Consider the following 25,346-nt stretch of genomic DNA (forward strand, 5'->3'; position numbering starts at 1 on the left):
TGTTCAGTGGAGCCCATCTAAAATCTCCAATCTAAAATCCAAAATATGCTGCGGGAGAGTGCAAAAATTGGTCGCTGTTTCTTATGCTGAGTAAGAAGGGGCTAGGGATCGATCGCACATAACAAATGAAATGAATAAAGCTAAATCTATCAAAATTGCGGTGGTGGGGGACGTTCATGATCGCTGGGAACCGGAAGACGGCGAGGCCCTGAAGCATATGGGCGTTGATTTGGTGCTGTTTGTGGGGGATTTTGGCAATGAGTCGGTGGAGGTGGTGCGGGCGATCGCCCAATTGGACATTCCGAAAGCAGCGGTTTTTGGGAACCACGACGCTTGGTACACGGCGACAGAGTGGGGCCGCAGTCAGTGCCCTTACGATCGCACTCAAGAAAATTGGGTAAAACAGCAGTTAGATTTAATGGGAGAAGCTCACGTCGGTTACCGGAAGCGTGATTTTCCAGAATTGGGCGTAACTGTGGTGGGAAGCCGCCCCTTTACTTGGGGGGGATCGGAGTGGAAGTACGGGGATTTTTACTCGGAGTGGTTTGGGGTAGAGAGTTTTGAAGAATCAGCGCGACGCATTGCAGAAGCTGCGGCGGAGGCGCACTGCGAAAATGTGATTTTTTTGGGTCACACGGGTCCGACCGGGTTGGGAGAGGCTCCTGAAGACCCCTGCGGGCGAGATTGGAAGCCGCTGGGAGGGGATTGGGGCGACCCGGATTTTGCGGAGGCGATCGATCGAACTCGTACCACAGGAAAGCACATACCGCTGGTAACTTTTGGTCATATGCACCACAAACTGCGGCACACGAAGCAGGAGTTGCGGAAGTCGCTGGAGGTGAGTGCGGAGGGTACAGTTTATTTGAATGCCGCCAGCGTACCGCGAATTGTGGAGAAAGACTGCTCGAAATTGCGGAATTTCTCGATCGTCCTGCTGGAAAATGGAGCAGTGTCCGAAGTGTCTCTGGTTTGGCTGGGGGCAGATTTCGCGGTGGCCTTAGAACAAATTCTTTATCGGGGCGGTGAATCTGCGGCTATTTGTAGTTAGAGACAATTGCTGGTATGATAAAATGAATGCGCCCGGAGAGGTGGCAGAGTGGTCGAATGCGCCTGACTTGAAATCAGGTGAACCGCAAGGTTCCGTGGGTTCAAATCCCACCCTCTCCGTTTTTGAGAACTAGCAAAAACAACTGGCAAAAAAAACACCCCCGCAGGGGTGCTGTTGCTTACCAGGTAATTTTTCTAGCCAACTGAGTTAACTAAAGCCTTCTTCATCCGCCGGGTCGCCGTAGGGATCTTCGCTCGCGGGGACGACATTGCCGAACATTCCAGCATCCGCTACGTAGTCTGCAGGGTCGCCGTAGGGGTCTTCGCTGGCCGGAGTCACGTTGCCGAACTGTGCGTAGTCGGTACCGGCGTCGTCTGCGGGGTCGCCGTAGGGGTCTTGGCTGGCCGGGGTCAGGTTGCCGTACTCTCCGTACTCAGCCGGGTCGCCGTAGGGGTCTTGGCTGGCTGGAGTCACGTTGCCGTACTCTCCGTACTCAGCCGGGTCGCCGTAGGGGTCTTGGCTGGCTGGAGTCACGTTGCCGTACTCTCCGGGATTTGAGGCATCTTCGTAATAGCCGTCAGGATCGACTTGCTCGCCGTCTGGTCCGACGATCGCATCTTTTAACTTCCGCAAAAATCCGTCTACCATGATAAAGTTCCTCTTTTTTATGTGTTGAAAAACGACTGTTTTAGATTGGGAATCCCAGATTTAATGGAAACTCACGGAACCTGCAATCTAAAATCTCAAATGCTTAGACTACTGTGCGGGAACAGGACTTGTAGCTTCCGGCAAGGTAGTAAGGTCTCGACCGGTATTTTGGTTGTTGTACCCCTGGAATTCGCGGTAACGCGCTGCCTCGGACTCCGGAACTTTAATTCCTTCAGGCGGGGGCGTTACCCAGACCGCGCGATTCTGGGCATCACGGTAGTAAACGCGACCGTTTTTGGAAAGGTAATGTTTTCCCTGCGGCCCCTTTTCTTGTTTATTTTTGTACTGATTGTAGATGTAGTAAAGGGCGGCTGCTCCTGCTAAAGTAATCCCTACTTTTTGAGCATTGTTCAGTCCTTTTTTTGCTTGTGGCGAAGGAGTGGAGGCACGATTAGTTTGCACTCCTCCAGCGCGAGTGTTATCAACAGGAGGCGGAGGAGCGGAATTTTGCTCGCTAGAACCGCAAGCACTCACAAAGGGAAAGGTCAGCAGCGTTGTCAGCAGCAGAGCCATGAAGCGCGATCTTTTGGGTTCGGGTTTGATTGTGTTCATTGCCGCTCCGAATTGTCGGGATTACAGGTAGGGTGTGTTCTGGCGAGGTTGAGGAACCTGAGCTGCTGCCAACAGTTTTTAGAGTAAATTAATTTCTCAAAGCAATTTTGACAAAAGTAGTTGCTGAGAACTTAACAGCGCAGGTACGGTATTGCCTTTGTATTCAATCATCCTCAAGTCTCTCGAAAATTAGCTCATTCCAGGGATATAAATAAAGTTTCTTTTATTTCAGTCTGGAGGTATATGCAAATGCGCGCCTTCGGGTAAGAATAAATTCTGTTTGTGGACTGCTCACAGCAAAGTGAAGCAGACGGACGCGGGGAGTCCGAAACTCAAAGCAGCACGGGCGAGGGAAAAAAGGCGGGATGTATAAGTCCGGCGGTGTTTAATTGCGCCGGAGTGCTTGACTCAGATGCCGACAATTTTGTTGGGGAAATTCTGGAGAGGTCGATCGCACTATTGTAGAAATCTATTAACAGCCAGAGAAAGCCCCCGAAGCTTTTCGGATATTTATGAAATTAAATAATTTATTTACTGCTGGATTGTCCATCGCAGTTGTATTTACTGCGGTAAAATATCTAACTTTTTCAAATCAACAAAACCAAGTCAAGGAATTGCTGCAAACCAAACAGTGTCCCGAATGCAATTTCAGCAATGCCAACCTAAAAGGATTAGACTTGCAAGGAGTCAACTTGCAGGGAGCCAACCTAGAAGGTGCTAACTTATCAGGAGCCAAATTGGCTAATGCCAACCTCAAAAATGCCAACTTAAATAGAGCCAACCTGACGGGAGCGGATTTGGGCTGTGCTGGCATCACTTTTAACCTTGAGGCTAATGAAAAAGAAGCAAATATGGATTTTAATGTCACCGCTGTTCCCGAACAGAATAACCCAAAAAATGCAGTAGTTGGTTTCAATATGAAAGCAACGGATCGAGGATCGACCATGCGTTTCAACCTCATGGGATGCGCTGACTTCTCGAATGCTAGCTTGCAAGAAGCTAAAATGCCAGATGGCACAATTCATCCTTAGTAAGGCCAGCAAATACTGTTTATATCTATTAAATCGAAAGAAAACCGCCGCCTGACAAACAGGCAGCGGTTTTTTAAGAAATGAACTGCACGCCTAAAATTAGTGAGCAGAACCGTTACCGTGATACTTGTCAGTATCGTAGAATCCGTTTTTTGTACCGAAGAACAGACAGCAAACCGTGAAAACTGCTGTCAAGACTGCTAAAACTAACTTAACGTCCATAATTTACCTGCTGTTGTTGAGTGAGTGCAAATACTCAGATTGTAGAATCTTTTTGGCTGGCGCGGCCATCTACCAGCGTAGCGCCAGATTTGCTGGGCTGTACTCTGGTGCGGCAGTTTCCTGACGGCGAGACGATTCGGGGAATTATTGTCGAAACCGAAGCTTACGGCCCAGGAGACCCCGCTTGTCATGCTTACCGACAGCGAACTTCTCGCAATGAGGTGATGTTCGGGCCTGCGGGTATGAGCTACGTTTACTTAATCTACGGGATGTATCACTGTTTTAACGTGGTGACGGATGCAGAGGGAGTTGCTAGTGCTGTGCTGGTTCGAGCTTTGCAGCTAGATGCGGTTCCCCAACAATTCGCTGGAATTCCCGATAAGAAGCGATCGCGCCTCGCCGCCGGGCCTGGGAAACTGTGTAAGGTACTGGATATCGATCGAACTTTAAGCGGTTTTCCCTTGGGTGCAGGCCAAGCGCTGCGGTTGGAACACCGGAGCGAGAACTTTCAGCAAGCTGTGGAGGAGGGTACAATAAATTTTGTGCAAACTACGCGGATCGGGATTTCTCAAGGAATTGATTTGCCTTGGCGGTGGTATGTAGGGAACTCTACCGCTGTGTCACAACTCTAGTAATGTCAAAGGTATCAGTGTAAATTTTGTCGCTTATCTCAGTGAAATTATGGCTTACTCTTCTGAAAATCCGATCGTACAACTCAAAAAATGCCTAAGCCTGGTTCAGGATGTTAGCACTCACACCGAAGCCAACCGGGCCTTCGAGCAATTGTGCGGGATTATCGATGCTGAAAACCCAATGGCGGCGCAACTTTTGGAGATGCTGTGGGAAGAGGCAATTATGGCGAGGCGATCGGCTTTATTTTGGCAACAAATGAGCGATGTTGAGAAAGATATGGCTAATAGAATGATGGAAAATATGACGCAGATGCGGCAAAACTATTTGCGGCTGATGCAGGAAATGTAGACAGTAATTGGTAAGTCTGTGTTTGTAGTGAGGACTTTAGTCCTCTCTTTATCAATAAAGTTTTCTAGATGTAGGGTGCGTCAGCGCTGATATTTGAGGAGGCTCAAACAGTTTGTTTCCCGGGCACCCTACAATAAATTCTGCTACTTCATTAAAGCAGCGCCGCGGTTGTAAAGTTCGCGCGCGTAATCAGTCCAAGTTCCCTGTCCCCAATAGCGGAAACAGCTTGTTTGTAGCAGCAAGTTGTAAAGCAAAGCTTGCTGGTATTCAAACTGCTTGGTAACTGAAGCATCTTGCTGCACCAGCGGGTCGTATTTTTTGTGAAATGCAGCGCTGAGTAGATTCATCGGTTCCAAGACATTTTCGTAGCCTTTCACCCAACTCAAATCGTTAGTCCAAGAAGCACCATCCATGTGAAAATTATGGTCGGTTTGCTTGAGTTGGGCGATCGCACTTTCCACTTTTTCCGGCGTCGCATTATCAGGATCGACTAGGTGCCAGATTTTGTGCTGGTTAATTCCCTGACAAACAGGATAATCTTCAGGATTAACCCCCGCCGCTTCAATTATCTCCAAATATTCAGTGCCGTTTAAACCAACAACGCCGGATTTTCCCCCGCCTTGTTCGCGGTTTTCGTGCCAAGCTTTGACAAAGGCGCTGGGAAATTCATTCATCATCACGCCGCCATTTTCGCCGTCGGCAATCTGAGTGACTAAAGAAGGAATTGTAATATTGCCAATTTGCTGTTTATTGCGTCCTTTCGCTTCGTAATACGGCTGCATTTGACCGACCAATTTCGTATCCGAACCTTGGGTTTTAATCAAAGCAGTGATACTGATTGTTTCGCCGTGAGAATTGCGGGCAACTAAACGGTTGGGAATATATTTTTGGTCTTGCGACAATCCCGAACCGTCGGGATTTTCTACAGAATGTTCCTGCACCATCAGCCAGCGGTAGCCGCATTCTTTCAAAGCTTTGATGTATTCGTACAGTGTATCTGGGTGATTTGGAAAGTGCATTTCTGGGGGCGAAAAACCTTTAACGCGCTTCAGGGCATCTATGCCAAAAATGGCGGCAAAATGATGTTGCCACGCTTGAATTTGAAGTTTTATATCGGGAATGGGAGTTGAGGGAATGACGGCGTGACTCCACATTGTCCCCAGCCATTCTACGTGAGGTTGATATTGAGGATCGCAGGTAATCCGCTTGAGATTATCAAAGATATCGTCCCGCCCCATTTGGCGCAATCCCCACAATAAATTGCCCGAATAGTCGAGCATAATTCGCGGGTTGCAGCCTTCAGCAATCAGTTGTGGGATGAATTCCCCCATGCGAGAATAGCACCAAGCAAACACTCCCGCATTGTGGTTATCTCCTTGGTTGGGATGTTCAAACATATTCTGGAGATTGCTGATCAGTTCGCCGTTTGCACCTGCAGGAATTGTCGGTTGGTGCATATGGAGGGCGCAGGCGAATCCGGCTTGAATGTTTTCGAGGCGGAGGTTTGTGGCAGGTAGAAAGACTGGTTCGTTGCTATTGGCTGCGGCACTGATTTCTGCTTCGGAGCCGCAAATATTGGGCAATCCTGAGTTGATTTCTTGTAAAATCGGTAAATTGGGAGATTGTGCGATCGCAGGCATAAATTTTTCTCAACAATTGTGGAGGGGCGTTGTCTGCTATTGCTAAGATAGCTAGATACTTTAACAGTAGCAGAGGATGTCTGCAAAAGATAAATTTCACAAGATAAGTCCGGCAGCTTGGAAGCCCCAAATCACGGGTCAAATGTTTAACACATTTCAAGTAAATAAGCGAGGGAAATTATGAAATACGAAATCAAGGTTTTGGAACCAACGGATTTGTGGTACATCCAAAATAACATCAATCCTGAAACCAATAAGTTTTACCATCCTACTAAGAATATTCCGTTGGTTCAGCAAGTAGAAATTAACTTGAACAATTCTGGAGTGATAATTCAAAAAGGTGCGCTGCATTGGTGTATGGGGAAATTAACTTCCGGTGTTTATAAAACGGATAACCGTTTGAAAGATATGTGGGTATCTTTGACAACGGAAATGGACTACAACGCTCCCGTATATCAAGGGACTGGTACGGTGAAACTGGAACCGAGACAAAAAGGCCATTTCCTGCATTATACGCCGATAGAGCTTTCGGATGCGGAGCAGTGGGAGTTTGATGACGGTATATTTCAGTTTTGTTCGGACAATGTAGTTATCGGTGCTAAAAAACTGAAATTCCGACAAGTGGCTGCTTCTAATGACGGTAGGTGGAGAATTGCTGTTACAGCTTTGCGCGAGCAAAAAGCTACTGTTTTAGCAGGTACAAGTTCACCGGCTAAGGTTGTCGAACTCAAACAAGGTGAAACTTTGATAGCTGATTGCGATTTGGTTAAAGGATTTACCAAGGGGATTGAAGAAGATTATCGAAAATTAGGTCATTTTGGCAAAGGGGGTGGAGAGGGTTATGTTTGGTATTATCAGGGGAAAGGTAAATTATTAGTATGTGAAAATGATGCTATGGATTTGGGTTGAGTTATTGACAGCGACAGAAGATTCGCTCGATGAAAAGGAATGAATTTGACAAATTAGTTTGATTGTTGCAAAACCTGGAAAAACAGGAGAGCGATTACACTTTGCCACATCACCGGGACGAAGCTATGATGGTAATTGTGGCTGTACTAGGGAAAGGGTAGGAAATTTAATTCTTGAGTGAGGCTTCGGTGGAGGTAGAGAAGTTGGTCAGTAATGGAGATTTTGCTGGAGAAAAAGCTTTGAGTGAGTTATTTGATAGAAATTCCGAACTAGACGAGACAACTGGCGATTTGCCTCAAAAGATTGAGTTGACAGAGGCGATAAAATGAGTTAAATTTTGTTTGCGGAATTTGCCATCGAGTTGCAGCAATTTGGGGGCATTACTTGCAGGTGATCGAATATTACCAGCAGTCATTAGATATGCAGCAGGAAATCGCGGCTATCGCTCTGGGGAAGCCAATTTCTGGCGATATCTGGGCAATGCTTACCGCTGTGTGGGGCGATGCCAGGGGGCGCTCGAATACAGCCCGCAGAGTTTAGCGTTCGCGCGGTCGATACGGGTCAGAAAACAGTGATCGCACTGTCCGCCAGCAGTGATATGATTAACCAAGATACGACCGTTAAGTAGAATTCAGCCTTTTGAAAAGCATGACTCAGATGCCCAAAAAATCAGTATTAAGGAGAACTTTATGCGATAAAAACTGGCTATTGTCTAAAGAACCGAGCAATTATCGATTTGAAGCGTCCCACGAAGTGAATGTCGTTGATTTGTTCTGCGGGTGTGGTGGGTTGACTCTGGGGGTAATGGAAGCTTTACGTTGTAATCAGATAGCCGGAAGCATTAAGCTAGCGATTGATAAAAACCCTCATGCTCTAGAAATATACAGAACTAACTTCGGGTTAGCTGATGATATCGTTCGTGAGTCCGATATTGGACGACTTCTATCAGGTAGTTTAGAGGAGTCTGCACAAGGTTGTGAGAAAGATTTGATAAAATCTCTTAGCAAAGTTGATATTCTTGTCGCTGGCCCGCCATGTCAGGGGAACTCTAACCTTAATAACTGGACGCGGGGCAATGATCCCAGAAACCTGCTTTATTTGAAGGTTGTCAGATTTGTAGAGTTAGTTAAGCCCAAGGTGGTGATTATCGAAAACGTTGCTACTGTTATTCACGATAAAAGCCAAGTAATAAATAAAAGCCAATTCATGTTGGAAAGGCTGGGTTATACAGTAGCGCAGTTCTTCGTAAAAGCCTCAAATATTGGGATTCCTCAAATACGCAAGAGGCATATACTTCTGGCCGTAAAGGATATGAAGTTTTCTCAAGACTCTTTAGTAAAATTATTTGAAACCTCTATTGCACCTCCCCTATCTGATTCTATAAACGATTTGCTGGATGAAGATAAAGACAAGAGTGGTATTTTCTATACACCTTCTCAAATGAGTGAAGAGAATATAAACAGAGTTAACTACTTGTTTGATAACGATTTGTATGACTTGCCTGATTCGGAAAGACCACCCTGTCACCGAACCAAGAAACACAAGTATAGAGCTGTGTACGGTCGGCTTCACTGGGATAAACCAGCCCCTACAATCACGGGTGGTTTTGGTTCAATGGGGCAAGGACGCTTTGTTCACCCTTTACGAAGAAGAGTCATCACTGCTCATGAAGCGGCGAGAATTCAGGGATTTCCGGATTTTTTCGACTTCACGTCAGTACCTACTAGAGGTGCACTCTATGAAATGATTGGCAATGCTGTGCCCCCTAAAATATCCGCATTAATCATAGATTTTATTGTTCAGCATGGAGCCTTTCAGGAGGATTGATCTGATGCAGTTAAACGAACCTGTCAGCCAAATTTCTGAGGAGATGAAAGAATTAGCTGAGAAGCAAATTCAGAAAGAAAGAAAAGTTGTAGACTATGATACTCGAGAACCATTAGTAGGAAGTTTAGTTCAAAAATTTATACGCCCTTACAATCCCGATGATCTACAAGATAGTAGTAGAGATATTTACCTTCCAGCTTACCAAAGAAAGTTCGTATGGAGCATTGAACGCCAAGCGAAGTTTATAGAGTCTATTTTGCTCGGTTTACCTCTTCCATTCATGATTCTCGCTGATATGCAAGATGGAAGGTTAGAAGTGGTAGATGGTTCACAAAGAATCCAGACTTTAGACAGTTTCCTAGATAATAGGCTAATTCTGGAAAAGCTTAAACGGCTTAATACTCTCAATGGATTTACCTTTGATGACCTCCCTCTTTCTCAACAAAGACGCTTCAAAAATCAACCAATTCGAGTAATTGTGCTGGGTGAAAAGGCTGTTGAATCTGTCAAAAAGGAGACTTTTGAACGTATTAATACAGGCAGTGATATTCTCAAAGATATGGAGGTTCGCAAAGGAGCCTATCAGGGTCCCTTTTATGACTTTGTAGAGGAATGTGCAGCTAATCCAAGATTAGTTGCTATGTGTCCTTTAAGTAAGGCTCGTGAAGATAGACAAGAGCGAGAAGAGCTTGTGCTACGCTTTTTTGCTTACTCCGAACGTTACTTGCTATTTAAGCATGAAGTCAAAGAGTTCTTGGATGCGTATATGCGCGATAAAGATACAGGTTTTAGCAAAGAGGAGTACAGACATGATTTCCTAAGAATGGTGGATTTTGTTGAGAAGTATTTCCCTTATGGTTTCCGCAAAGTTCCACGTGCGAAAAGTACTCCCAGAGTTAGATTTGAAGCTATTTCCGTTGGTGTCAATCTTGCTATTAAAGTCAATCCGGCTTTAGTACCTGTAAGTATGGATTGGCTAGATTCTAAGCAGTTTAACTATCACACAACAACTCATGCTAGTAATTCCAGTACTCGGCTAAAAGATAGAGTAGAGTTTGTAAGAGATTCTTTGCTAAACACGATATGAAAAAGATTTTGAAGGAGTTCAAAGAGCGTGTGAAGGAAGTAAATCTATACTTCGACTTTCTATCTACTGTTCTAAGTACAGATATTCATCTATGCTCAACTAAAAGTGATGTAATTAAACCTATAGATGTCGAGGTTCAGAAAATATTAAAAGCAAATTTTTTCCTGATACTTTATAACTTGACTGAGGCGATTATTAAAAAATCAATTCAAGAGATATATGACTCAATGGAGCGAGATGGATTGTCATATAAGTTAACAAGAACTGAGATACAAAAGATTTTAATTAGTTATAAGTATAAGCAGCTTCGAGACTCTAACTCTGGCAATTTTGTGCAGGCAATCGAAGAATTATTAGCTGATGCTCTTAATGATGCTGCAATGAAACTAGATCCTAAGTCAATTCCTATTTCTGGAAACCTTGATGCTCAAAAAATTCGAGAACTTGCTAGAACCTACGGCTTTTCGGAGATGACTAAAAAAGCTAAACGGGGAGGCTCAGATTTACTTACTGTGAAAAATCAGCGTAACTTGTTGGCGCATGGTGATCTAACATTTTCTGAATGTGGTCGTAACTACAATATTAGTGATTTGAAGAGGATTAAGAACGAGGTAATTTGCTTCCTTGAGGATATTATCAAGAACATCAAAACCTATATTGATGCAAAAGAATACTGCGATAGCTCAAAAAAGTAGAGTAAGATTTTCTGATTTTACAGTTTAATTTGAAGGTATAAAACCCTAACCGTGATGAATTGGACTACTCCTCGTCGTCATCGTCTAACTCTGCGTGTGAGTCCTTCAACTCATCCAGGAAATCCTCATCCTCTAATTCACCACTTATTGTCCAACAAATCCACCACACATTGAATCTGATATTTAATTTTTTTTTCACAACATTATTTATAAGTTGAATTGCTGCTTAGTCTTCTGGAATTAGCGGAAAAGCATCTCTAGCTTGCTGCTGCATTTGTTCGAGCCAGAAGTCTTGCAGCGGCATTTGCTGGTTGCATTTCCAAGGTAGAATCTCTGAGTTGATGTTTTGCAGCCGAACAGGTGCTGTCTGCAAATCAGTTATCAGCATCGTTCGAGAAAATTTCGCGCAAATTAGGCAAAAAATTTTAAAAATATTTAGTTGACAAATGCCAGCTAATGGGGTATTAAATCGATTTTAGATTGAACTCACGGATGGGTTCTCTGCCTCCTCTGCGGTTGAAATAATTCAGATATGAGCCGAAACGATATCACCGATCGCCCGAATCTGCGCCAACATCCGCTAGCTGTGCGTATTTCCGTGTATTCCCAATGGCCTACTTGCTTATTTGCCGAGAACTCCTATACTTTGTCAAGTTAAGAAAATATTTTTTTATTCATCCAGGAGCGAGAAAAAAAAATGTACATAGTACAAATTGCCTCGGAGTGCGCCCCCGTCATCAAAGCAGGAGGTTTGGGCGACGTAGTTTACGGTTTGAGTCGGGAGTTAGAGAATTCCGGCCACTGCGTCGAGGTTATTCTACCCAAGTACGACTGCATGAGGTACGACCACATTTGGGGACTTCACGAGGCCTACCGGGATCTGGCTGTGCCCTGGTACGGCGGCGAAATCCTCTGCGATGTCTTGTGCGGGTGGGTACACGGGCAGTTGTGTTTTTTCATCGAACCTCGCTCTCAAGATAACTTTTTTAATCGCGGCTGTTATTACGGGTGCAATGACGACAATATGCGGTTTGCATTTTTCAGCAAAGCCGCTTTGGAATTTTTGCTCAGAAGCAACAAGCGTCCCGATGTGATTCACTGTCACGATTGGCAAACTGGTTTGGTTCCAGTCATGCTTTTTGAAATATACAAATACAATTGGATGGAATATCAGCGAGTCTGCTATACCATTCACAATTTCAAACATCAAGGCATGGGAGGTAGCGATATTTTGCAAGCAACGGGTTTGCACAGACCGGATTATTATTTTGAGTACGATCGCCTCCGAGATAACTTTAACCCTTTTGCTATCAACTTTATGAAAGGCGGCATTGTTTACTCGAACTTTGTCACCACGGTTTCGCCACACCACGCTTGGGAAGCTCACCTCGGCGAGTTCGGCTACGGTTTGGGTCACACTTTGCACTTGTATCAAGAGAAGTTTCGCGGGGTGCTCAACGGCATTGATTACGATGTGTGGAATCCCGAGACCGATCGCTACATTCCGCACCACTACACTAAGGATGATTTGGCAGGAAAAGCCAAAACTAAAAAAGCTTTGCGCGATCGGCTGTTACTGCGCGATGCTGACAAGCCTATTATTACCTTTATCGGTCGTTTGGACGACCAAAAAGGTGTTCATCTCGTCCACCATGCAATTTATTACTCTCTGAGTAAGGGAGCGCAATTCGTTCTTTTGGGTTCCGCGACGGAAGCGGGAATTAACGCGCATTTCCAGCACGAGAAACAGTTTTTAAATGACAATCCCGACTGCCATTTAGAACTAGGTTTTAATGAGGAACTGTCGCACTTAATTTACGCCGGGGGGGATATGATTGTGGTTCCCAGCAATTACGAACCCTGCGGGCTGACTCAGATGATCGGGTTGAGGTACGGTACTGTTCCTGTGGTGCGGGGAGTGGGCGGTTTGGTGAATACTGTGTTCGATCGAGATTACGACACCCGCCACCTCCCGGAAGAACGCAACGGTTACGTGTTTTACCAAACAGACTACTCGGCTTTAGAGTCGGCGCTCGATCGGGCGATCGGATTGTGGTATGACTATCATGATGAATTTGAAAAACTCATGCTTCAAGGCATGAATTGTGACAATTCGTGGAAATATCCAGCTAAAGACTATGTGGAAATTTACGAGCTAATTAGACACAAATAATCCGTAGGATGGCAGTGTGCAACTTACTAACTGTAGGGTGTGCACTGCTAGCCGGCGTCTTGGTGGCTCTTGAGCCTGGTCGAGAATTCGGGCAGTTGATACATGGCGGTGACGCGAATCGCTTGGGAGATGGCTGTTGCTTTTTTTTTGGGAGTGCGAGGTTGTTTAAGGAATCTTTTTAAATTTACCTATGGGCCAAATCTAATAAAACCTCTGGAAGTTGTTGTCGGTCGCAATTAGTAAAAGCACTGTCTGCCCTTTGAGGGCAGACAGTCAGAAAGCTACGGAGAATAGGGCTTGGGAGTTTTTGGAGATGTCTATTGCCAACAAGTGTTGTGATACCTAGTCAGCAAAAATCTCTGTCATAAATACAGTCCTAGACGCATCAAGACCTTCATAAGCAAATTTTTTGACGTTGCATAATAGCGGGATGATGGGGATTTTTTTGTGGGATGGGATCTGTTCGCCCGAAGGCGTGTATTTTCACAGCAGGCGGGACACCCTACAATAATCATCCTCAAATTGAGCAACGCCAAATTTTTTACCTAATCTGCGGGCTATAACAAAATCTTTTCGGAAAAAAATTGCCGGTTGAGCGAAGTCGAGACCGGATTTCTGACCAGCAGTGCGTCAGCCCTAAAATAATTACGCTCTCGATCATCAAATAAGAATTACTTGCATTAATATAGTAAAGCAATGACTATAGATGGCTGTAGATACACCATCGTGTCAATTACCAGATGAAAAAATCTATTATTATAGAACAATGAGCATTTCTCGGCGTATTTTTCTTGCCAGCGGTACAGCAATGGCTGTCGTGGCAGTGGGGGAACTAAGCAAAAAAGCCCCTGTCGCAGCCCAAACCGGCACTCTCAACCTTTATTCAGCACGTCACTACGACACTGATAATCAGTTGTACCAAAGCTTCACCAAAAAAACTGGCATCAAGGTTAACCTCGTTGAAGCGGATGCTGACCAACTAATTGAACGGATCAAAAGTGAAGGTGCAAATAGCCCCGCTGATGTTTTCATCACGGTGGATGGTGGGCGTTTGTGGCGGGCAAAACAAGCAGGTATTCTGCAACCTGTTTCTTCAACAGTCCTGACATCGGCAATTCCAGCAAGTTTGCGAGATCCTCAAGGTTTCTGGTTTGGTCTATCGCGCCGGGCACGGGTGATTGTTTATAACAAAAGCAAGGTGAACCCTGCCCAGTTGTCAACCTATGAGGCGCTGACAGAACCTCGGTGGAAAGGCAAAGTTTTAGTGCGATCGTCCACTAATATCTATAATCAGTCTCTTGTTGGGGCTATGCTAGCCGTTCATGGAGCTCAAAAAACAGAAGCTTGGGCGCGAGGATTGGTGGCTAATTTTGCGCGTCCTCCAGAGGGAAATGATACAGCGCAAATCAAGGCGGTTGCTGATGGGGTAGGCGATATTGCCATTGTTAATACCTATTATGTAGCTCGCTTAATGAAATCGAAAGATCCCGCAGAACAGGCGATCGCGGCGAAAGTAGGTGTATTTTTCCCCAACCAGCGCGATCGCGGTACCCACGTCAACATTAGTGGTGGGGGTGTAGTCAAAACCTCCCGTAACAAAGCAGGCGCGACCAAATTCTTGGAACACTTAGCCAGTGCCGAAGCCCAACAAATTTTTGCTAGGAGTAATAACGAATACCCTGTGATTTCAGGTGTGGCGATCGATCCTGCAGTTGCCAGTTTTGGTACATTCAAATCTGATCCTCTCAACCCTGATGTGTTTGGGAAAAATAACGCCGACGCTTTAAAGATTGCCGATCGCGCCGGCTGGAAATAGAGGCTTTTTGAACAAGAAGCTACTCTTTGTGATTCGGCGGTTGAAACCGCCGAATTCAACCAACTTTAATTTTTAATTTTTAATTGTACCATCCGGCATTATAGCCCCTTTCAGGTTTGCCCCTTTCAGGTTTGCCCCTGTCAAATCAGCACTATTTAAGTCAGTTTCACTTAAATCGGCGTTACTAAGATTGGCATTATTCAGTTTGGCGCCTCGCAAAAAAGCCCCCTTGAGATTTGCATTACTCAAATCAGCATTTGTGAGATCTGCCCCAAATAAACCTGCTTTTTCCAGAGAAGCAGCTTTTAAATTTGCACCTTTGAGATTGACGCTATCGAGTAAGGCTTCATTAAGTTTGACCTTTTCTAGCACAGCACCTTCCAACTTAGCACCATTGAGATTAGCGCTTGTTAAATCAAGGTTGCTTAACTTAGCGGCACTCAGATCGCATCCTGGACATTGCTTAGTTTTTTGTAATGTTTCGAGGGGACTAGCCGCCTGTTTTTGGCATCCAAACGTGACAAAAATAGTAAGTAGTAAGAAAGAGATTGTGCCAGTCGTGCCGGTAAACATTGCTAATTTTTTATTAATCATCTTGATTTGTAAAGGGATAATTTTAACCTTTAACTGTTAACCGTTAACTCTGTTGAAGAATTGCGCGATCGCGCAATTTTCCAACTTAATAAAATTACCGGTAACATCCCCACTAAAACAATTGCCAATGCTGGGCCAGAAGCTTCAGCCAATCGCTCATCTGAGGCAAGTTGATAAGTTCGCACCGCCAAAGTATCAAAGTTAAAAGGTCTAATAATTATAGTAGCAGGTAACTCTTTCATTACATCAACGAATACTAACATCATGGCAGTTAGTAAACCTCCGGTCATCATTGGTGTATGAACTGTAACTAAAGTTTGCATCGGACTATAACCCAAACTTCTCGCCGCATCATCTAAATTAGGCTTGATTTTGCTCAAACTTGACTCCACCGCATTTAAAGAAACAGCTAGGAAGCGAACTATATAGGCAAATACCAAAGCTGCGATCGTACCACTTAACAACAAGCCTGTTGAAATCCCCCAGTTTTCACGCATCCAACTATCAAATAGATTGTCAATTTTTCCAATGGGAACCATAATCCCCACTGCAATCACAGAACCAGGTACAGCATAGCCCATTGCCGCAACTCTCGTTCCTAACTGCACTCCTAAATTAGGATATAACCGTAAACCATAAGCCATAATCAAGGCAATAATTACGGCTAAAAGGGCTGTCAGGGTCGCCAAAATTAAACTATGACGGGCAAAGATCCAAAAGCGTTCATCTAAGGTGAGTTGCCAGTTAGCTAATGTCAACTGGACTAAAAGACCCGCTGGCAATAAAAAACCAAAAAACAGCGGCATCAAACAAGCCATTACCGCTAAAATCTCCCTAACTCCTTTAAGTTGATAAGTTTGCAGTTGGCGATAGCGACTGCTAGCTTGATAATATTTAGTCCGACTGCGCGACCAGCGTTCTACTAAAATTAAAGCCAGAACAAATAATAATAGCAGGGCAGCTAATTGATTTGCTGCAATTCGTTCTCCCATGCCAAACCAAGTCCGATAAATACCTGTGGTGAATGTATCAACTCCAAAATACTGAACAGTGCCATAATCGTTGAGAGTTTCCATCAAAGCCAGTGCTAAACCTGCAACAATTGCGGGTCTTGCCATGGGTAAGGCAACTGTAATAAAACTCCGCCAAGGACTACAGCCAAGTATTCTACTAGCTTCTAGGGTACAAGTGGATTGCTCCAAAAATGCAACTCTTGTTAATAGGTAGACATAGGGATATAAAACTAAGATTAGCATTAAGATTGCTCCAGGGAGCGATCGCACGTTAGGAAACCAATAGTCTCCATAACTCCAGCCAAAAATATAACGCAAAGCACTTTGAACTGGGCCGGAAAATTCTAAAAAGTCTGTATAAGTATAAGCTAGCACATAAGCTGGGGCCGCTAAGGGTAACAGTAATGCCCATTCAAATACGCGACTGGCCCGAAAGCGACACATTGTTACTAGCCACGCACATCCTACGCCAATCACGACAACACCAAAGCCTACGCCGATCATTAACAATAAAGAGTTGACTATATAACGGGTTAAAACTGTATCGGTTAAATGTTGCCATGTATCTTTAGCTTCAAAAAAGATACTGGATAAGACACTGAGAACTGGTATGGCGATCGGCAATGCTAAAGCGATAACCGCAAGTGTCCACCCACTAGCCGATAAACCGCGTAAGGTCGATCGCCATTGGATTGTGCTGATTGCTGTTTGCTGTAGTGATTTTTGGGAATTTTTCATTGCTAGTAAAAAGTCTAGCTTGCTAGTTTATCAGTATGTGTAAACATTTGTCAAGTCTTTCTGACAATTTATATCACTAAACTGGTTTATTGTAGAATAGTAAGTTGTTGATTATTTATAGCAATAATGGTTCGACCTATAATTCTGCATTTGGATGGTGTAACAAAACAGTATTCCCAAGCAGCATCACCTGCGGTGGCATCTGTCACCCTGACATTACATCAAGGAGATATACTGGGGTTGTTGGGGCCATCGGGTTGTGGGAAAACAACGTTGCTGCGGTTAATTGCTGGTTTTGAACAGCTACAAGCAGGGACGATCGCTTTAGCAGGAAAAACTGTAGCCAGTGTTAATATGTCAGTCCCGCCGGAACAGCGAGACATTGGTATGGTGTTTCAAGACTATGCACTCTTCCCCCATTTGACAGTCGCGAAAAATGTAGCTTTTGGCTTAACGCATCAAGGAAAAGAGTCAAAGCATAATATTCAGAAAGGTGTCACCGAAGCATTAGCGCTGGTGGGATTAGAAGGATTGGAAAATCGTTATCCTCATGAATTATCCGGGGGTCAGCAACAGCGAGTGGCGCTGGCCCGTGCTTTAGCCCCTAGACCTGCGATTATTTTACTAGATGAACCGTTGAGTAATTTAGATGTACAAGTACGGTTAAGATTGCGTCAGGAAGTCCGCGAGATTCTCAAAGCAACGGGAACCTCTGGTGTATTTGTCACCCACGATCGCGAAGAAGCACTTTCGATTTCAGATTGGGTAGCGGTGATGCGTCAAGGCCAATTAGAACAGTTTGGCACTCCAGAGGAAGTTTATCAAGAACCAGCATCTCGATTTGTGGCTGAGTTTGTGACGCAAGCTAATTTTCTTTCTGCATCCCTAAAGCAGGATTTTTGGGAAACAGAAGTAGGTTGTTTTGCTGTTAAAGGAAATTCATGTTCACAAGTTCCCTGTGATGTTTCTACTGAAGGAGAATTGATGATCCGGCAGGAAGATTTAAGTTTATTCTTAGATGAAGATTCGGCTGTTGTGATTTGCGATCGCCAATTTTTAGGCCGAGAAAATCGTTATTGTTTAAAAACTCCTTCGGGCGAAAAGTTATATGCACTCACAACCACAGGAAATGTTTTTCCCATTGGTTCTAAAGTTCGGTTATCTTGTGGTGATAATTCTCCCTTAGCTTTCTTTGTCGGTAAGCCTAAGCCATAGCTAATGACTAATTGCTAATTAATTATAGTCAGGGGAAAAATCCTCCCACTCTTCTCGTCTCTCAGTCTCCCCCTCTTCCTTCTTCCTTATTTAAGAGGACTTACGCAGGCACACTAAATTTAGGGCGCCGAAAAATTGCGATCGCCTACAACTTCTTCCGATACATGATATAATGGGCTACAGAACATGGGGGTAGCATAATATGGCTAATGCGACTCATTGCATAAATGAGTAGATGGAGGTTCGATTCCTCCTTCCCCCACAGATATTTTCTTGGTTATGACAAATGAGGAAATCTTGGAGCTTTATAAGCTGCAAAGCTGTAATGTAAGAAAGTTAAATCAAGTCCAGAAAAGTCTAATTAAGGATATAAACTTTTACCTAAGAAAATCCGATGACTTTCAGGTAGAGGTAAAAACAAAGCTTTTAGCTATTCTGTATGTTGCTTGGTCTGAAGCTCAATTTATTCAAATAGTTTACACTCCCTCCGCATTTTCTCCCTCAGAAATTGACGAAATTAAGAAGATTAAAAAAAATAATGGACTTGCTGAGGGATGGAAAAAGATGGTTGAGTTAGCTCTAAAAAAGGTTGGTAAATGGTCAAAAAACTCAGATTTGCAAAATAGAAGGAAAAGACTAGGTGAAATTATTGAAAATTACATAAATTCTCCTAGTGTTTTGAGAAACAAAGTTGCTCATGGGCAATGGTTTCATGCTTTGAATACAGATAATACTGCCGAAAATATCGACTTAACGAGGAAGTTGGCAGAACTGGATTCTGTAGAACTAGCTAAGCAATTTGAAGTTCATAAATACTTAGGTTTAATTATCCGAGATTTAGTTCAATCCCCAAAGAAAGGTTTTCATCATAACTATTGGGTTCGCATGACCACCTTAGAAGAATATCTTGATCATACCCGAAACTGGAACATTGAATCTAAAAAATCTAAGCTATCCAAAAAAAAGCCTAAAAATATTAAAGATAACTGATTACTTATAGCGGTTCTTGAGTAGATGAGGTACACAATTCCATTTAAAAAGCTTGCGAACACAAGGTTTGGGCGTACTCCATCTTTATGAGAAAGGCTATATGTCTCTTCTATCAGCACCAAAGCATCTTAATGCTTGCGTCGGTAGAAACGGCGACCCTCTTGTAATGCCAGCCCGCATCATTGCAAACAACAGTGTCGTTTTCAATATCAAAGGCAACAGCTATCGGCTGATTGTGGAAATTCCCTATGACAAAAGGTGTGGGTTGCTGCTGAATGCAACCGTTACATTTTTTCCCAATAGGTGAAACCCGATCGCCTGCAACTCCTTCCCCTCGCCCCCTTTATTTCCCTAAAGCTTCAAAAAATACAGCCACCACCAAGGCTAAAATCAGATCCTGATCGATCGCCTGCGATCGCCAATATGCCGCCAACCCCGTCAGCAACAAATTCCCCTCGCTATCCCACCAGCGCAACCATTGCTGAGTCTGATTTTGATAACTGCCTTCCCATAGGCCCAATTGTACTCCTATAAGTTCGATCGGGTAGTGAAGGAAACAATATTACAAAATAAAAGCCTTTCATCCCGGTGACTTTAGTCCGGGGGTGAAAGGCTTTTGCAGGTTTTAACCAGCTTTCAATCTTGTTGGCTTGACAGATTTAAGCTACTTTTATTCAGAGGAAAGTATGTTAAATTTCGGACTTCTGTCCTTGCGATTCCGGCACAGCAACTTCTGAATCCGGCTGAGTGAGAGCCATTTCTAGAGATTTTGCAATCTCGACTGGCTCGGGAGTACGCTTAGAAAATCCCCAGACAAACATCAAGACGATACTGGAAACTAGCAGCCATTGCGGAGGAACTAAATCCGGATTAATTACTTTCACCAACAACCGCATTCCCACGAACCCAACTGTGATGTAACCAGCACTTTCTAGGTGAACGAATTCATCCAGCCAGCGGATGAACAACCCGGCCATGAATCGCAGGGCAATAATTCCAATAGTAGCGCCTGTTACGACGATAAAAGTGTTGTCAGACACAGCGATCGCAGTAGTAACGCTATCCAATGAAAACGCTAAATCCGTAAAAGCAATCATGGGAATTGCTTGCCACACAGAGGCAAATCTGGGCCCATGATGTTCTCCTTCGGAGTCTGTATCTGAAGTAAAATGTTGGAAAACAAGCCACAGCAGGTAGAGAGCACCAAGCAGTTCAAACTGCCAGAACTGGATCACCCAAGTAGCCGTTAAAATTAGGGATATCCGCAGTACAAAAGCAATTATCAAACCCAAGTTGAGAGCTTTTTGCTGATCCTTGGCATCTTCCAAACCTTTAGAAATAGACGCCAAGGCGATCGCGTTGTCAGCCGAAAGTACAGCCTCCAAAGCCACCAAAACCAACAATAATAAAAAGCCGTCAACTCCAAAATTGGGTGAAGCGTCGAGAAATTGATCTATCATTAACTATTTTGTGCACCTAAGATTGGCAAGGGTCGAGCGCAGCGCAAATTACCCGCTCTGTCTAACATTAGTGTCACCTTCACTTAAATCTTAACCTAACGCGGTAATTCTGTGGGAGGCGATCGTCCGAACAACGTCCGAAGCAAGCAGTTCCAGGAAACAAGGAAAAATTCTCCCCCTCCGACACTCAAAAACACCGCCACTGCGCCACTGCGCCACTAGGCCACTCCTCCCCGGACGCACCATTTGTGTTGCAAGTTGTAACAAATGATTCCCAAAAGCGCCAATTTGTCTCAAATTGGTGAAAGCTCGTGCCCGCGAAAAGGAGTTTTGCGAATATGTCTTTAACAGATACCCAAGTCTACGTAGCGCTCGTAATTGCTTTGATTCCCGGAATCATGGCTTTCCGGCTGTCAACTGAACTGTACAAATAGTTTCCAGACACCAGTTGCGAACCGCAAAATGCCTGCCTGAGCAGTTAAATCTCTCGCATTACAGATACAGACAATTGCTGCCCCAGTGCAGTAGATTGTTTGTGTTCAGCAAGACGAGACTGCAAGGGCAGGCATTTTTATGGGGAAATTCCGTCTTCACGCGTCACTTTGTCTCAACAATTTTGGCTGTCAGCACCCTGACAAACAGCGGCGAGTGTGCGTTAAGCTCAGAATTTGCTCTTTGAACTCTAAAACGTCAGTCTCAGGTATTTGAAAAAACATTATGCAAGCGATTCAACCCACCGTTACCCCACTGCGTCCTGTAAAAAACTCCCCTCGGGTTACTCCTCGTCGCAGCAGCAGTCGCCAGCGTTCCTACCCTCACCAAACCCTCGCGGCCGAAACAGGGGTCAAGTTGGCAGTCAACATGGTACTTTCAGTCTGTGCCACTTCTGCTTTGGTTCAGCTTTGGCCTCACTACCGGGCGGTGCAAGAAAAATTGCACGAAATCCAAGCTGAAGTCAATCTTACCCAAGGGCGAGTAAATCAGTCGCGATCGAACTTTAACCGCTACTTTGACCCTAGTCTGGCTAAAACTGTGATGCAAGAGCAAAGCAACCAAGCTGACCCGCAGCAGCGTCCGGTGATTTTGCAAGAAGCCGAGGTACCCGAAGCCGAGGAATCAACCCCGCAACCTTAAGGAAAGGGGAGTTTTGGGTTTTGATATCACGTCCGATGTGCATCATTAGTTTTATGTCATTGCTTCGCACAGCGAAGAATGACAGATGAATCTGTCGGACGTGATATCACTTGTAAACTACCCGACACTCATGCTTTGCATAGAGTGCGGGCTTTCAGTAGCCCTCAAGACAACTTCCTGCAAAGAGCAGGACATTATCTCGGAACCTCCGGGCAGGTTTACGATCTGCCCCAAAGTAGCAATATTTCTTGCTCCATTCACATCGGCATCGCCAATCCATCCGCATCGCTCATTCAGGCACTCAAACCGCTTACCTTGGCGATTGCCAATCACCTTGCAACAGTGACAAGTTTTCGAGGTATAGCGCGGCTCAACCAGTCTTACATCAACACCAAATTTCACGCCTTTATAGGTCAGGAATTGGCGCAACTGGTAGAACGCCCCACTATTGCTGCGTCTCCGTTCTGTTTTAGACCGTGGCAGTTCATTGGTACGCTCTCTGATTCCGGTCAAGTCTTCCAGGGTAATAGCCTGATTTGATGTCTTGGCTTGCTGGATCAGTCGATAGCTGATGGTATGGTTCAGCCATGTCTGGAATCTCCGTTCTCGTCCACTCCACCGTTGCAAAATCTGTCTCGCCCTTCTACGAGTAGACCTTGTGCCTTTGGACGCTTTACGCGCTCCACGAAGCCCGTACACGGCTATATCTGCCTCTGGCTTGTGTTACCTGTTTGCCACTGAATTTCTCTCCAGCCGATGTACAAGCAATGTCTGTGCGTCCCAAATCAACACCCAAGACATCATCAGTCTTTTGTTTCTCTGGTGGCTCAGACTCAAGCTGAATGTTCAGATAAAAGCTACCATCGTTGCGCTTTACCAAAGTTGCCGTTTTGCGGTCTTGTCCTTGCAGCAAGTGTTTTTGGTAATTACCAATGTGCAGCTTAAACTTTTCTCTGCCCTTCAGCATGGTCAAGCTGACCAACCAATCCGATTCGCCTCTATGTGAAAGTTCTCGCGTCGTAAGTGGCAGAAGTGGGGGCAAACTTCTTAACGGGCTTACCCTTTTGCTTTGCCGTTTTGCGGTTAGCGCAAACTCTACGAATTGCGTGAATCGTCATTTGAGCAGACAGCCCAGAATGCGATCGCGCTTCCTTGTAAATCAAGGACTGAACAGCAATCTGATTCGTCAGCTTGTCGGGTGTATGGGTGTTCACGTACTCACAGCATTTTGCAAAGGCAGTCAGTACCGCATTCAGCTTTTCAACCTGCTGCTGCGATACTTCCAATTTGCAAGAAACTGTAAGAACTTGGGACATTTTCAATAAGTGAAGTTTTGCTGTTGTTATTGTAGCGTATTGGCAGCTTTCGGGGTATCGAACCCCTCAATTTGCCGCGCATTCCTCCCGACACTCACCTTTCAGGTAGAGTGCGGGACTCCTGCTGTTCTAGTTGAGTTAAAGAGTTTTTAGGATGATTCTTGTCTGTCCGGGCGAACGAAACGCAGAGACAGACAGACCTGCGTATTGTCACCTGTTGGAATCTCAAAACTTCAAACTCCGGCTTATACTGATTTTGCCAGCACGGTGTTTTCTTTAAGTAGTTGCAGTGCAGCTTGATATTGCAAGTCTGCTTCGGTGCCAATCTGATCACGCGCGATAGGTTCCAAAGGCACTACGCGATCGGGCGAAATCCCCAGCTTGTTAATATCTTTATGGTTCGGTGTCTCGTACTTAGCAACAGTCACGGCTAACCCGGAACCGTCAGACAAATCAAACAGCGACTGAATCAGCCCTTTGCCAAAAGTCTTTTCGCCCACCAGTTGAGCTCTGCCGTTATCTTGCAGCGCACCAGCCAAAATTTCGCTAGCACTGGCACTTCCCTTGTTCACCAAAACAATCAGCGGATCGTTAGTTAGGGCTTGTCCAGAGGCTTCAAAACTGCCGAGAATGCCTTGTCTGTTCACCGTGTAGACGATCGTCCCGGAATCCAGCCACAAGCGGGCAATTTCAATCCCTGCTTGCAACAGTCCGCCCGGGTTGTTTCGCAGGTCGAGAATATAGGCGGCGGCTCCTTGTTTTTCCAAGCGGTTGATCGCGCGAGCGACTTCCTCAGTGGCGTTAGCGCTGAATTGACTCAAGCGAATGTAGCCCACCGGTAAATTCTCCGACCCCGACTGCAATTCGGCGTAAACCGGATTCAGAGCAATGCGATCGCGCACTAGCTCAATGTCCTCAGCAGCCTCCCTTCCCTCGCGCCCCAAGGTCAAGGTAACGGGAGTGCCGATGCGGCCGCGCATTCGAGTTGCTGCTTCGTCTAGGCTCAATTCTGAGGTAGGAGTGCCATCAATTTTCAGAATGCGATCGAGGGGTTGGATGCCAGCTTTATCCGCCGGTGAACCGGCCAAAGGAGCCACCACTGTCAGGGTATTTGTCTGGGGGTCGATCGCAATTTGCAGCCCCACACCCGTCAATTCTCCCGAAGTGTTGACCTGCAAGCTGCGGTACTGTTCGGGTTTCAGCAGTCGAGTGAAGGGGTCGTCGAGATTCGCCAGCATCCCCTGAATAGCCGTGTAAGTCTGCTGTCTGTCGTTGAGCGGTTCCTTGACAGCTTTTTCGCGAATCGACCACCAATTGTGATTGTTGAATTTGTCATCCACGTAAGAGCGATTGACAATTCGCCAAGCTTCGCTCAAAAGCTGCTGTTCTTGAGTTAGGGCCGCCGCAGGCCCGACCCACCCGCCTAGAACCAGGGCGACTTGGAGGAAAAGTAAAATAGCAATGTGGAAAACTCGTCTGTGCATGATTGTTCCGTAAAATACCAGTAAGTATTACATTTTATGTATTTTACGTTTGTACGCTGGGAACGCTGTTGCAGATTTAACTCGCCTTTTGCACGATCGCGATCGTCCCGCTGGCACTTGTAAATAAATATAAGCGATCGCAGCTAACTCCAATCTCACCGGCACTGACGGCGACGACAGCCTCTCCGGCGACAGCGGCAGCGATACAATAGCCGGCAAACGCGGCAATGATACTCTCAGCGGTTTGGGCGGCAACCACTGGATACACCGCAATCAAGGCAATGATTCCCTCGACGGTGGCGACGGCGATGACACTGTTTACGGCGGCAAAGAAATCGATAATTTGTTCGGCAATAAAGGCGAAGATATCGTATTTGGAAATCGCGGTCAAGATAGCTTGAGTGGAGGTGAAGGCAATGACAGTCTTTACGGCGGTCAAGCTAGCGATATCTTGCTTCGTGGTAACGGCGACGATTTTCTCAGCAGTGAAAACGGCGATGACAGTTTGATATGAGGAAATGGGAGCGATCGCTTCTTAATTTCCGCCAATTATGGCAGCGATATCATTTTCGATTTTGAAGTCGGCATCGACTTCCTCGCACTTGCAGACAATTTAACCTTTTGGCAACTTTATATTAGACCTCTTGCAAAAAAGATATATGTTATAATCAGAAGTTTTAAATTTAGCCCCCTAGAGCTAACTCATAATTGTA

The 25,346-nt window shown here is 45.1% G+C and carries 31 protein-coding genes, 2 tRNA genes and 2 pseudogenes; 22 read left to right on the top strand and 13 right to left on the bottom strand.

The features are described from left to right. Positions 1 to 130: 130 nt before the first annotated feature. Positions 131 to 1,048 (top strand): TIGR04168 family protein, encoded by a 918-nt coding sequence (locus QUB14_RS17805; RefSeq protein ID WP_333218399.1) that lies wholly within the window; start codon positions 131 to 133, stop codon positions 1,046 to 1,048. 34 nt (positions 1,049 to 1,082) lie between these two features. Next, positions 1,083 to 1,167 (top strand) — tRNA-Ser (locus tag QUB14_RS17810). Positions 1,168 to 1,255: 88 nt separating this feature from the next. On the opposite strand, the gene QUB14_RS17815 is transcribed toward QUB14_RS17810, so the two are convergent. Together QUB14_RS17815 and QUB14_RS17820 are read right to left on the bottom strand one after the other, a co-directional pair. Next, positions 1,256 to 1,696, bottom strand: a complete 441-nt coding sequence (locus tag QUB14_RS17815) for a translation initiation factor (RefSeq protein ID WP_333218400.1) — start codon at positions 1,694 to 1,696, stop codon at positions 1,256 to 1,258. A gap of 108 nt (positions 1,697 to 1,804) precedes the next feature. Next, positions 1,805 to 2,308 (bottom strand): hypothetical protein, encoded by a 504-nt coding sequence (locus QUB14_RS17820; protein WP_333218401.1) that lies wholly within the window; start codon positions 2,306 to 2,308, stop codon positions 1,805 to 1,807. Positions 2,309 to 2,590: 282 nt separating this feature from the next. On the opposite strand from QUB14_RS17820, the gene QUB14_RS17825 reads away from it, so the two are divergent. Together QUB14_RS17825 and QUB14_RS17830 are read left to right on the top strand one after the other, a co-directional pair. After that, positions 2,591 to 2,773, top strand: a complete 183-nt coding sequence (locus tag QUB14_RS17825) for a hypothetical protein (RefSeq protein WP_333218402.1) — start codon at positions 2,591 to 2,593, stop codon at positions 2,771 to 2,773. A 47-nt stretch (positions 2,774 to 2,820) separates the two neighbouring features. Then, entirely contained in the window at positions 2,821 to 3,339 is a 519-nt protein-coding gene (locus QUB14_RS17830) for a pentapeptide repeat-containing protein (RefSeq protein ID WP_333218403.1), read from the top strand. A 99-nt stretch (positions 3,340 to 3,438) separates the two neighbouring features. Here the strand turns inward: QUB14_RS17830 and QUB14_RS17835 are convergent, their stop codons facing one another. Beyond that, positions 3,439 to 3,561 (bottom strand): hypothetical protein, encoded by a 123-nt coding sequence (locus QUB14_RS17835; protein WP_006633228.1) that lies wholly within the window; start codon positions 3,559 to 3,561, stop codon positions 3,439 to 3,441. A 20-nt stretch (positions 3,562 to 3,581) separates the two neighbouring features. Here QUB14_RS17835 and QUB14_RS17840 point away from each other — a divergent pair, with 20 nt between their 5' ends. Continuing rightward, positions 3,582 to 4,193, top strand: coding sequence for a DNA-3-methyladenine glycosylase (locus QUB14_RS17840; protein ID WP_333218404.1), 612 nt, complete (start codon positions 3,582 to 3,584; stop codon positions 4,191 to 4,193). 49 nt (positions 4,194 to 4,242) lie between these two features. Beyond that, on the top strand, positions 4,243 to 4,542 hold the full coding sequence (locus QUB14_RS17845; RefSeq protein WP_006633230.1) for a hypothetical protein: 300 nt from the start codon (positions 4,243 to 4,245) through the stop codon (positions 4,540 to 4,542). A 143-nt stretch (positions 4,543 to 4,685) separates the two neighbouring features. Here the strand turns inward: QUB14_RS17845 and QUB14_RS17850 are convergent, their stop codons facing one another. After that, positions 4,686 to 6,182, bottom strand: a complete 1,497-nt coding sequence (locus QUB14_RS17850; RefSeq protein ID WP_333218405.1) for a glycosyl hydrolase family 57 — start codon at positions 6,180 to 6,182, stop codon at positions 4,686 to 4,688. A 180-nt stretch (positions 6,183 to 6,362) separates the two neighbouring features. On the opposite strand from QUB14_RS17850, the gene QUB14_RS17855 reads away from it, so the two are divergent. The 6 genes from QUB14_RS17855 (at position 6,363) to QUB14_RS17880 (ending at position 10,700) form a co-directional block, all read left to right on the top strand. After that, the gene (locus QUB14_RS17855) at positions 6,363 to 7,091 is read left to right on the top strand and encodes an AIM24 family protein (RefSeq protein WP_333218406.1); all 729 of its coding nucleotides are present in this window, start codon (positions 6,363 to 6,365) and stop codon (positions 7,089 to 7,091) included. A 173-nt stretch (positions 7,092 to 7,264) separates the two neighbouring features. Continuing rightward, positions 7,265 to 7,420: a hypothetical protein gene (locus QUB14_RS17860; RefSeq protein WP_333218407.1), complete on the top strand. Its 156-nt coding sequence runs from the start codon at positions 7,265 to 7,267 to the stop codon at positions 7,418 to 7,420. 61 nt (positions 7,421 to 7,481) lie between these two features. Then, positions 7,482 to 7,631 carry a hypothetical protein gene (locus QUB14_RS17865; protein ID WP_333218408.1) on the top strand — a complete coding sequence of 50 codons (150 nt, stop codon included), beginning with the start codon at positions 7,482 to 7,484 and terminating at the stop codon, positions 7,629 to 7,631. Positions 7,632 to 7,739: 108 nt separating this feature from the next. Beyond that, on the top strand, positions 7,740 to 8,918 hold the full coding sequence (locus tag QUB14_RS17870) for a DNA cytosine methyltransferase (protein ID WP_333218409.1): 1,179 nt from the start codon (positions 7,740 to 7,742) through the stop codon (positions 8,916 to 8,918). Positions 8,919 to 8,922: 4 nt separating this feature from the next. Beyond that, positions 8,923 to 10,005: a DUF262 domain-containing protein gene (locus QUB14_RS17875; protein WP_333218410.1), complete on the top strand. Its 1,083-nt coding sequence runs from the start codon at positions 8,923 to 8,925 to the stop codon at positions 10,003 to 10,005. Continuing rightward, on the top strand, positions 10,002 to 10,700 hold the full coding sequence (locus QUB14_RS17880; protein WP_333218411.1) for an MAE_28990/MAE_18760 family HEPN-like nuclease: 699 nt from the start codon (positions 10,002 to 10,004) through the stop codon (positions 10,698 to 10,700). Before QUB14_RS17875 ends, QUB14_RS17880 begins: the two co-directional genes overlap by 4 nt. Positions 10,701 to 10,926: 226 nt before the next feature. Here QUB14_RS17880 and QUB14_RS17885 read toward each other — a convergent pair whose 3' ends face one another. Next, the gene (locus QUB14_RS17885) at positions 10,927 to 11,088 is read right to left on the bottom strand and encodes a hypothetical protein (RefSeq protein ID WP_333218412.1); all 162 of its coding nucleotides are present in this window, start codon (positions 11,086 to 11,088) and stop codon (positions 10,927 to 10,929) included. A 309-nt stretch (positions 11,089 to 11,397) separates the two neighbouring features. Here QUB14_RS17885 and glgA point away from each other — a divergent pair, with 309 nt between their 5' ends. Both glgA and QUB14_RS17895 read left to right on the top strand, forming a co-directional pair. Next, positions 11,398 to 12,873 (top strand): glycogen synthase GlgA, encoded by a 1,476-nt coding sequence (gene glgA, locus QUB14_RS17890; RefSeq protein WP_333218413.1) that lies wholly within the window; start codon positions 11,398 to 11,400, stop codon positions 12,871 to 12,873. 766 nt (positions 12,874 to 13,639) lie between these two features. Then, positions 13,640 to 14,689 carry a Fe(3+) ABC transporter substrate-binding protein gene (locus tag QUB14_RS17895; protein WP_190660146.1) on the top strand — a complete coding sequence of 350 codons (1,050 nt, stop codon included), beginning with the start codon at positions 13,640 to 13,642 and terminating at the stop codon, positions 14,687 to 14,689. 72 nt (positions 14,690 to 14,761) lie between these two features. On the opposite strand, the gene QUB14_RS17900 is transcribed toward QUB14_RS17895, so the two are convergent. After that, positions 14,762 to 15,283: a pentapeptide repeat-containing protein gene (locus QUB14_RS17900; RefSeq protein ID WP_333218414.1), complete on the bottom strand. Its 522-nt coding sequence runs from the start codon at positions 15,281 to 15,283 to the stop codon at positions 14,762 to 14,764. Between the two features lie 29 nt (positions 15,284 to 15,312). Continuing rightward, complete coding sequence (locus tag QUB14_RS17905; RefSeq protein WP_333218415.1) at positions 15,313 to 17,034, bottom strand: iron ABC transporter permease; 1,722 nt, start codon at positions 17,032 to 17,034, stop codon at positions 15,313 to 15,315. A 126-nt stretch (positions 17,035 to 17,160) separates the two neighbouring features. Between QUB14_RS17905 and QUB14_RS17910 the strand changes: the two genes are divergently transcribed. The 4 genes from QUB14_RS17910 (at position 17,161) to QUB14_RS17925 (ending at position 19,546) form a co-directional block, all read left to right on the top strand. After that, a complete protein-coding gene (locus QUB14_RS17910) occupies positions 17,161 to 18,249 on the top strand; it encodes an ABC transporter ATP-binding protein (protein WP_333218416.1) in 1,089 nt (362 codons plus the stop codon). Positions 18,250 to 18,437: 188 nt separating this feature from the next. Further along, positions 18,438 to 18,511 (top strand) — tRNA-Cys (locus tag QUB14_RS17915). Between the two features lie 17 nt (positions 18,512 to 18,528). Continuing rightward, the gene (locus tag QUB14_RS17920) at positions 18,529 to 19,239 is read left to right on the top strand and encodes a hypothetical protein (protein ID WP_333218417.1); all 711 of its coding nucleotides are present in this window, start codon (positions 18,529 to 18,531) and stop codon (positions 19,237 to 19,239) included. Between the two features lie 100 nt (positions 19,240 to 19,339). Further along, a complete protein-coding gene (locus QUB14_RS17925) occupies positions 19,340 to 19,546 on the top strand; it encodes a type II toxin-antitoxin system HigB family toxin (protein ID WP_333218418.1) in 207 nt (68 codons plus the stop codon). A 126-nt stretch (positions 19,547 to 19,672) separates the two neighbouring features. On the opposite strand, the pseudogene QUB14_RS28765 reads toward QUB14_RS17925, so the two are convergent. Then, a pseudogene (locus tag QUB14_RS28765) lies at positions 19,673 to 19,789 on the bottom strand (Uma2 family endonuclease); the annotation flags it as partial. Between the two features lie 139 nt (positions 19,790 to 19,928). After that, positions 19,929 to 20,699, bottom strand: a complete 771-nt coding sequence (locus QUB14_RS17935; protein WP_333218419.1) for a TerC family protein — start codon at positions 20,697 to 20,699, stop codon at positions 19,929 to 19,931. Positions 20,700 to 21,037: 338 nt separating this feature from the next. Between QUB14_RS17935 and psaM the strand changes: the two genes are divergently transcribed. Together psaM and QUB14_RS17945 are read left to right on the top strand one after the other, a co-directional pair. Continuing rightward, positions 21,038 to 21,133 (top strand): photosystem I reaction center subunit XII, encoded by a 96-nt coding sequence (gene psaM / locus QUB14_RS17940; RefSeq protein WP_190660159.1) that lies wholly within the window; start codon positions 21,038 to 21,040, stop codon positions 21,131 to 21,133. Between the two features lie 283 nt (positions 21,134 to 21,416). Further along, positions 21,417 to 21,833 carry a slr1601 family putative cell division protein gene (locus QUB14_RS17945; protein WP_333218420.1) on the top strand — a complete coding sequence of 139 codons (417 nt, stop codon included), beginning with the start codon at positions 21,417 to 21,419 and terminating at the stop codon, positions 21,831 to 21,833. 117 nt (positions 21,834 to 21,950) lie between these two features. Here QUB14_RS17945 and QUB14_RS17950 read toward each other — a convergent pair whose 3' ends face one another. The 4 genes from QUB14_RS17950 to ctpA form a co-directional block, all read right to left on the bottom strand. Next, complete coding sequence (locus tag QUB14_RS17950) at positions 21,951 to 22,532, bottom strand: transposase (protein WP_333218421.1); 582 nt, start codon at positions 22,530 to 22,532, stop codon at positions 21,951 to 21,953. After that, positions 22,507 to 22,800 carry a hypothetical protein gene (locus QUB14_RS17955; protein WP_333218422.1) on the bottom strand — a complete coding sequence of 98 codons (294 nt, stop codon included), beginning with the start codon at positions 22,798 to 22,800 and terminating at the stop codon, positions 22,507 to 22,509. Before QUB14_RS17955 ends, QUB14_RS17950 begins: the two co-directional genes overlap by 26 nt. A 31-nt stretch (positions 22,801 to 22,831) precedes the next feature. Then, positions 22,832 to 23,149, bottom strand: a complete 318-nt coding sequence (locus tag QUB14_RS17960; protein WP_333218423.1) for a hypothetical protein — start codon at positions 23,147 to 23,149, stop codon at positions 22,832 to 22,834. A gap of 245 nt (positions 23,150 to 23,394) precedes the next feature. Next, the gene (gene ctpA / locus QUB14_RS17965) at positions 23,395 to 24,633 is read right to left on the bottom strand and encodes a carboxyl-terminal processing protease CtpA (protein WP_333218424.1); all 1,239 of its coding nucleotides are present in this window, start codon (positions 24,631 to 24,633) and stop codon (positions 23,395 to 23,397) included. 136 nt (positions 24,634 to 24,769) lie between these two features. On the opposite strand from ctpA, the pseudogene QUB14_RS17970 reads away from it, so the two are divergent. Further along, a pseudogene (locus QUB14_RS17970) lies at positions 24,770 to 24,877 on the top strand (hypothetical protein); the annotation flags it as partial. Beyond that, entirely contained in the window at positions 24,878 to 25,147 is a 270-nt protein-coding gene (locus QUB14_RS17975) for a hypothetical protein (RefSeq protein ID WP_333218425.1), read from the top strand. The last annotated feature ends 199 nt before the right edge of the window (positions 25,148 to 25,346 follow it).

It is taken from the genome of Microcoleus sp. B3-D2, from assembly GCF_036705345.1.
In the GTDB taxonomy this organism is placed as follows: Bacteria; Cyanobacteriota; Cyanobacteriia; order Cyanobacteriales; family Microcoleaceae; genus Microcoleus.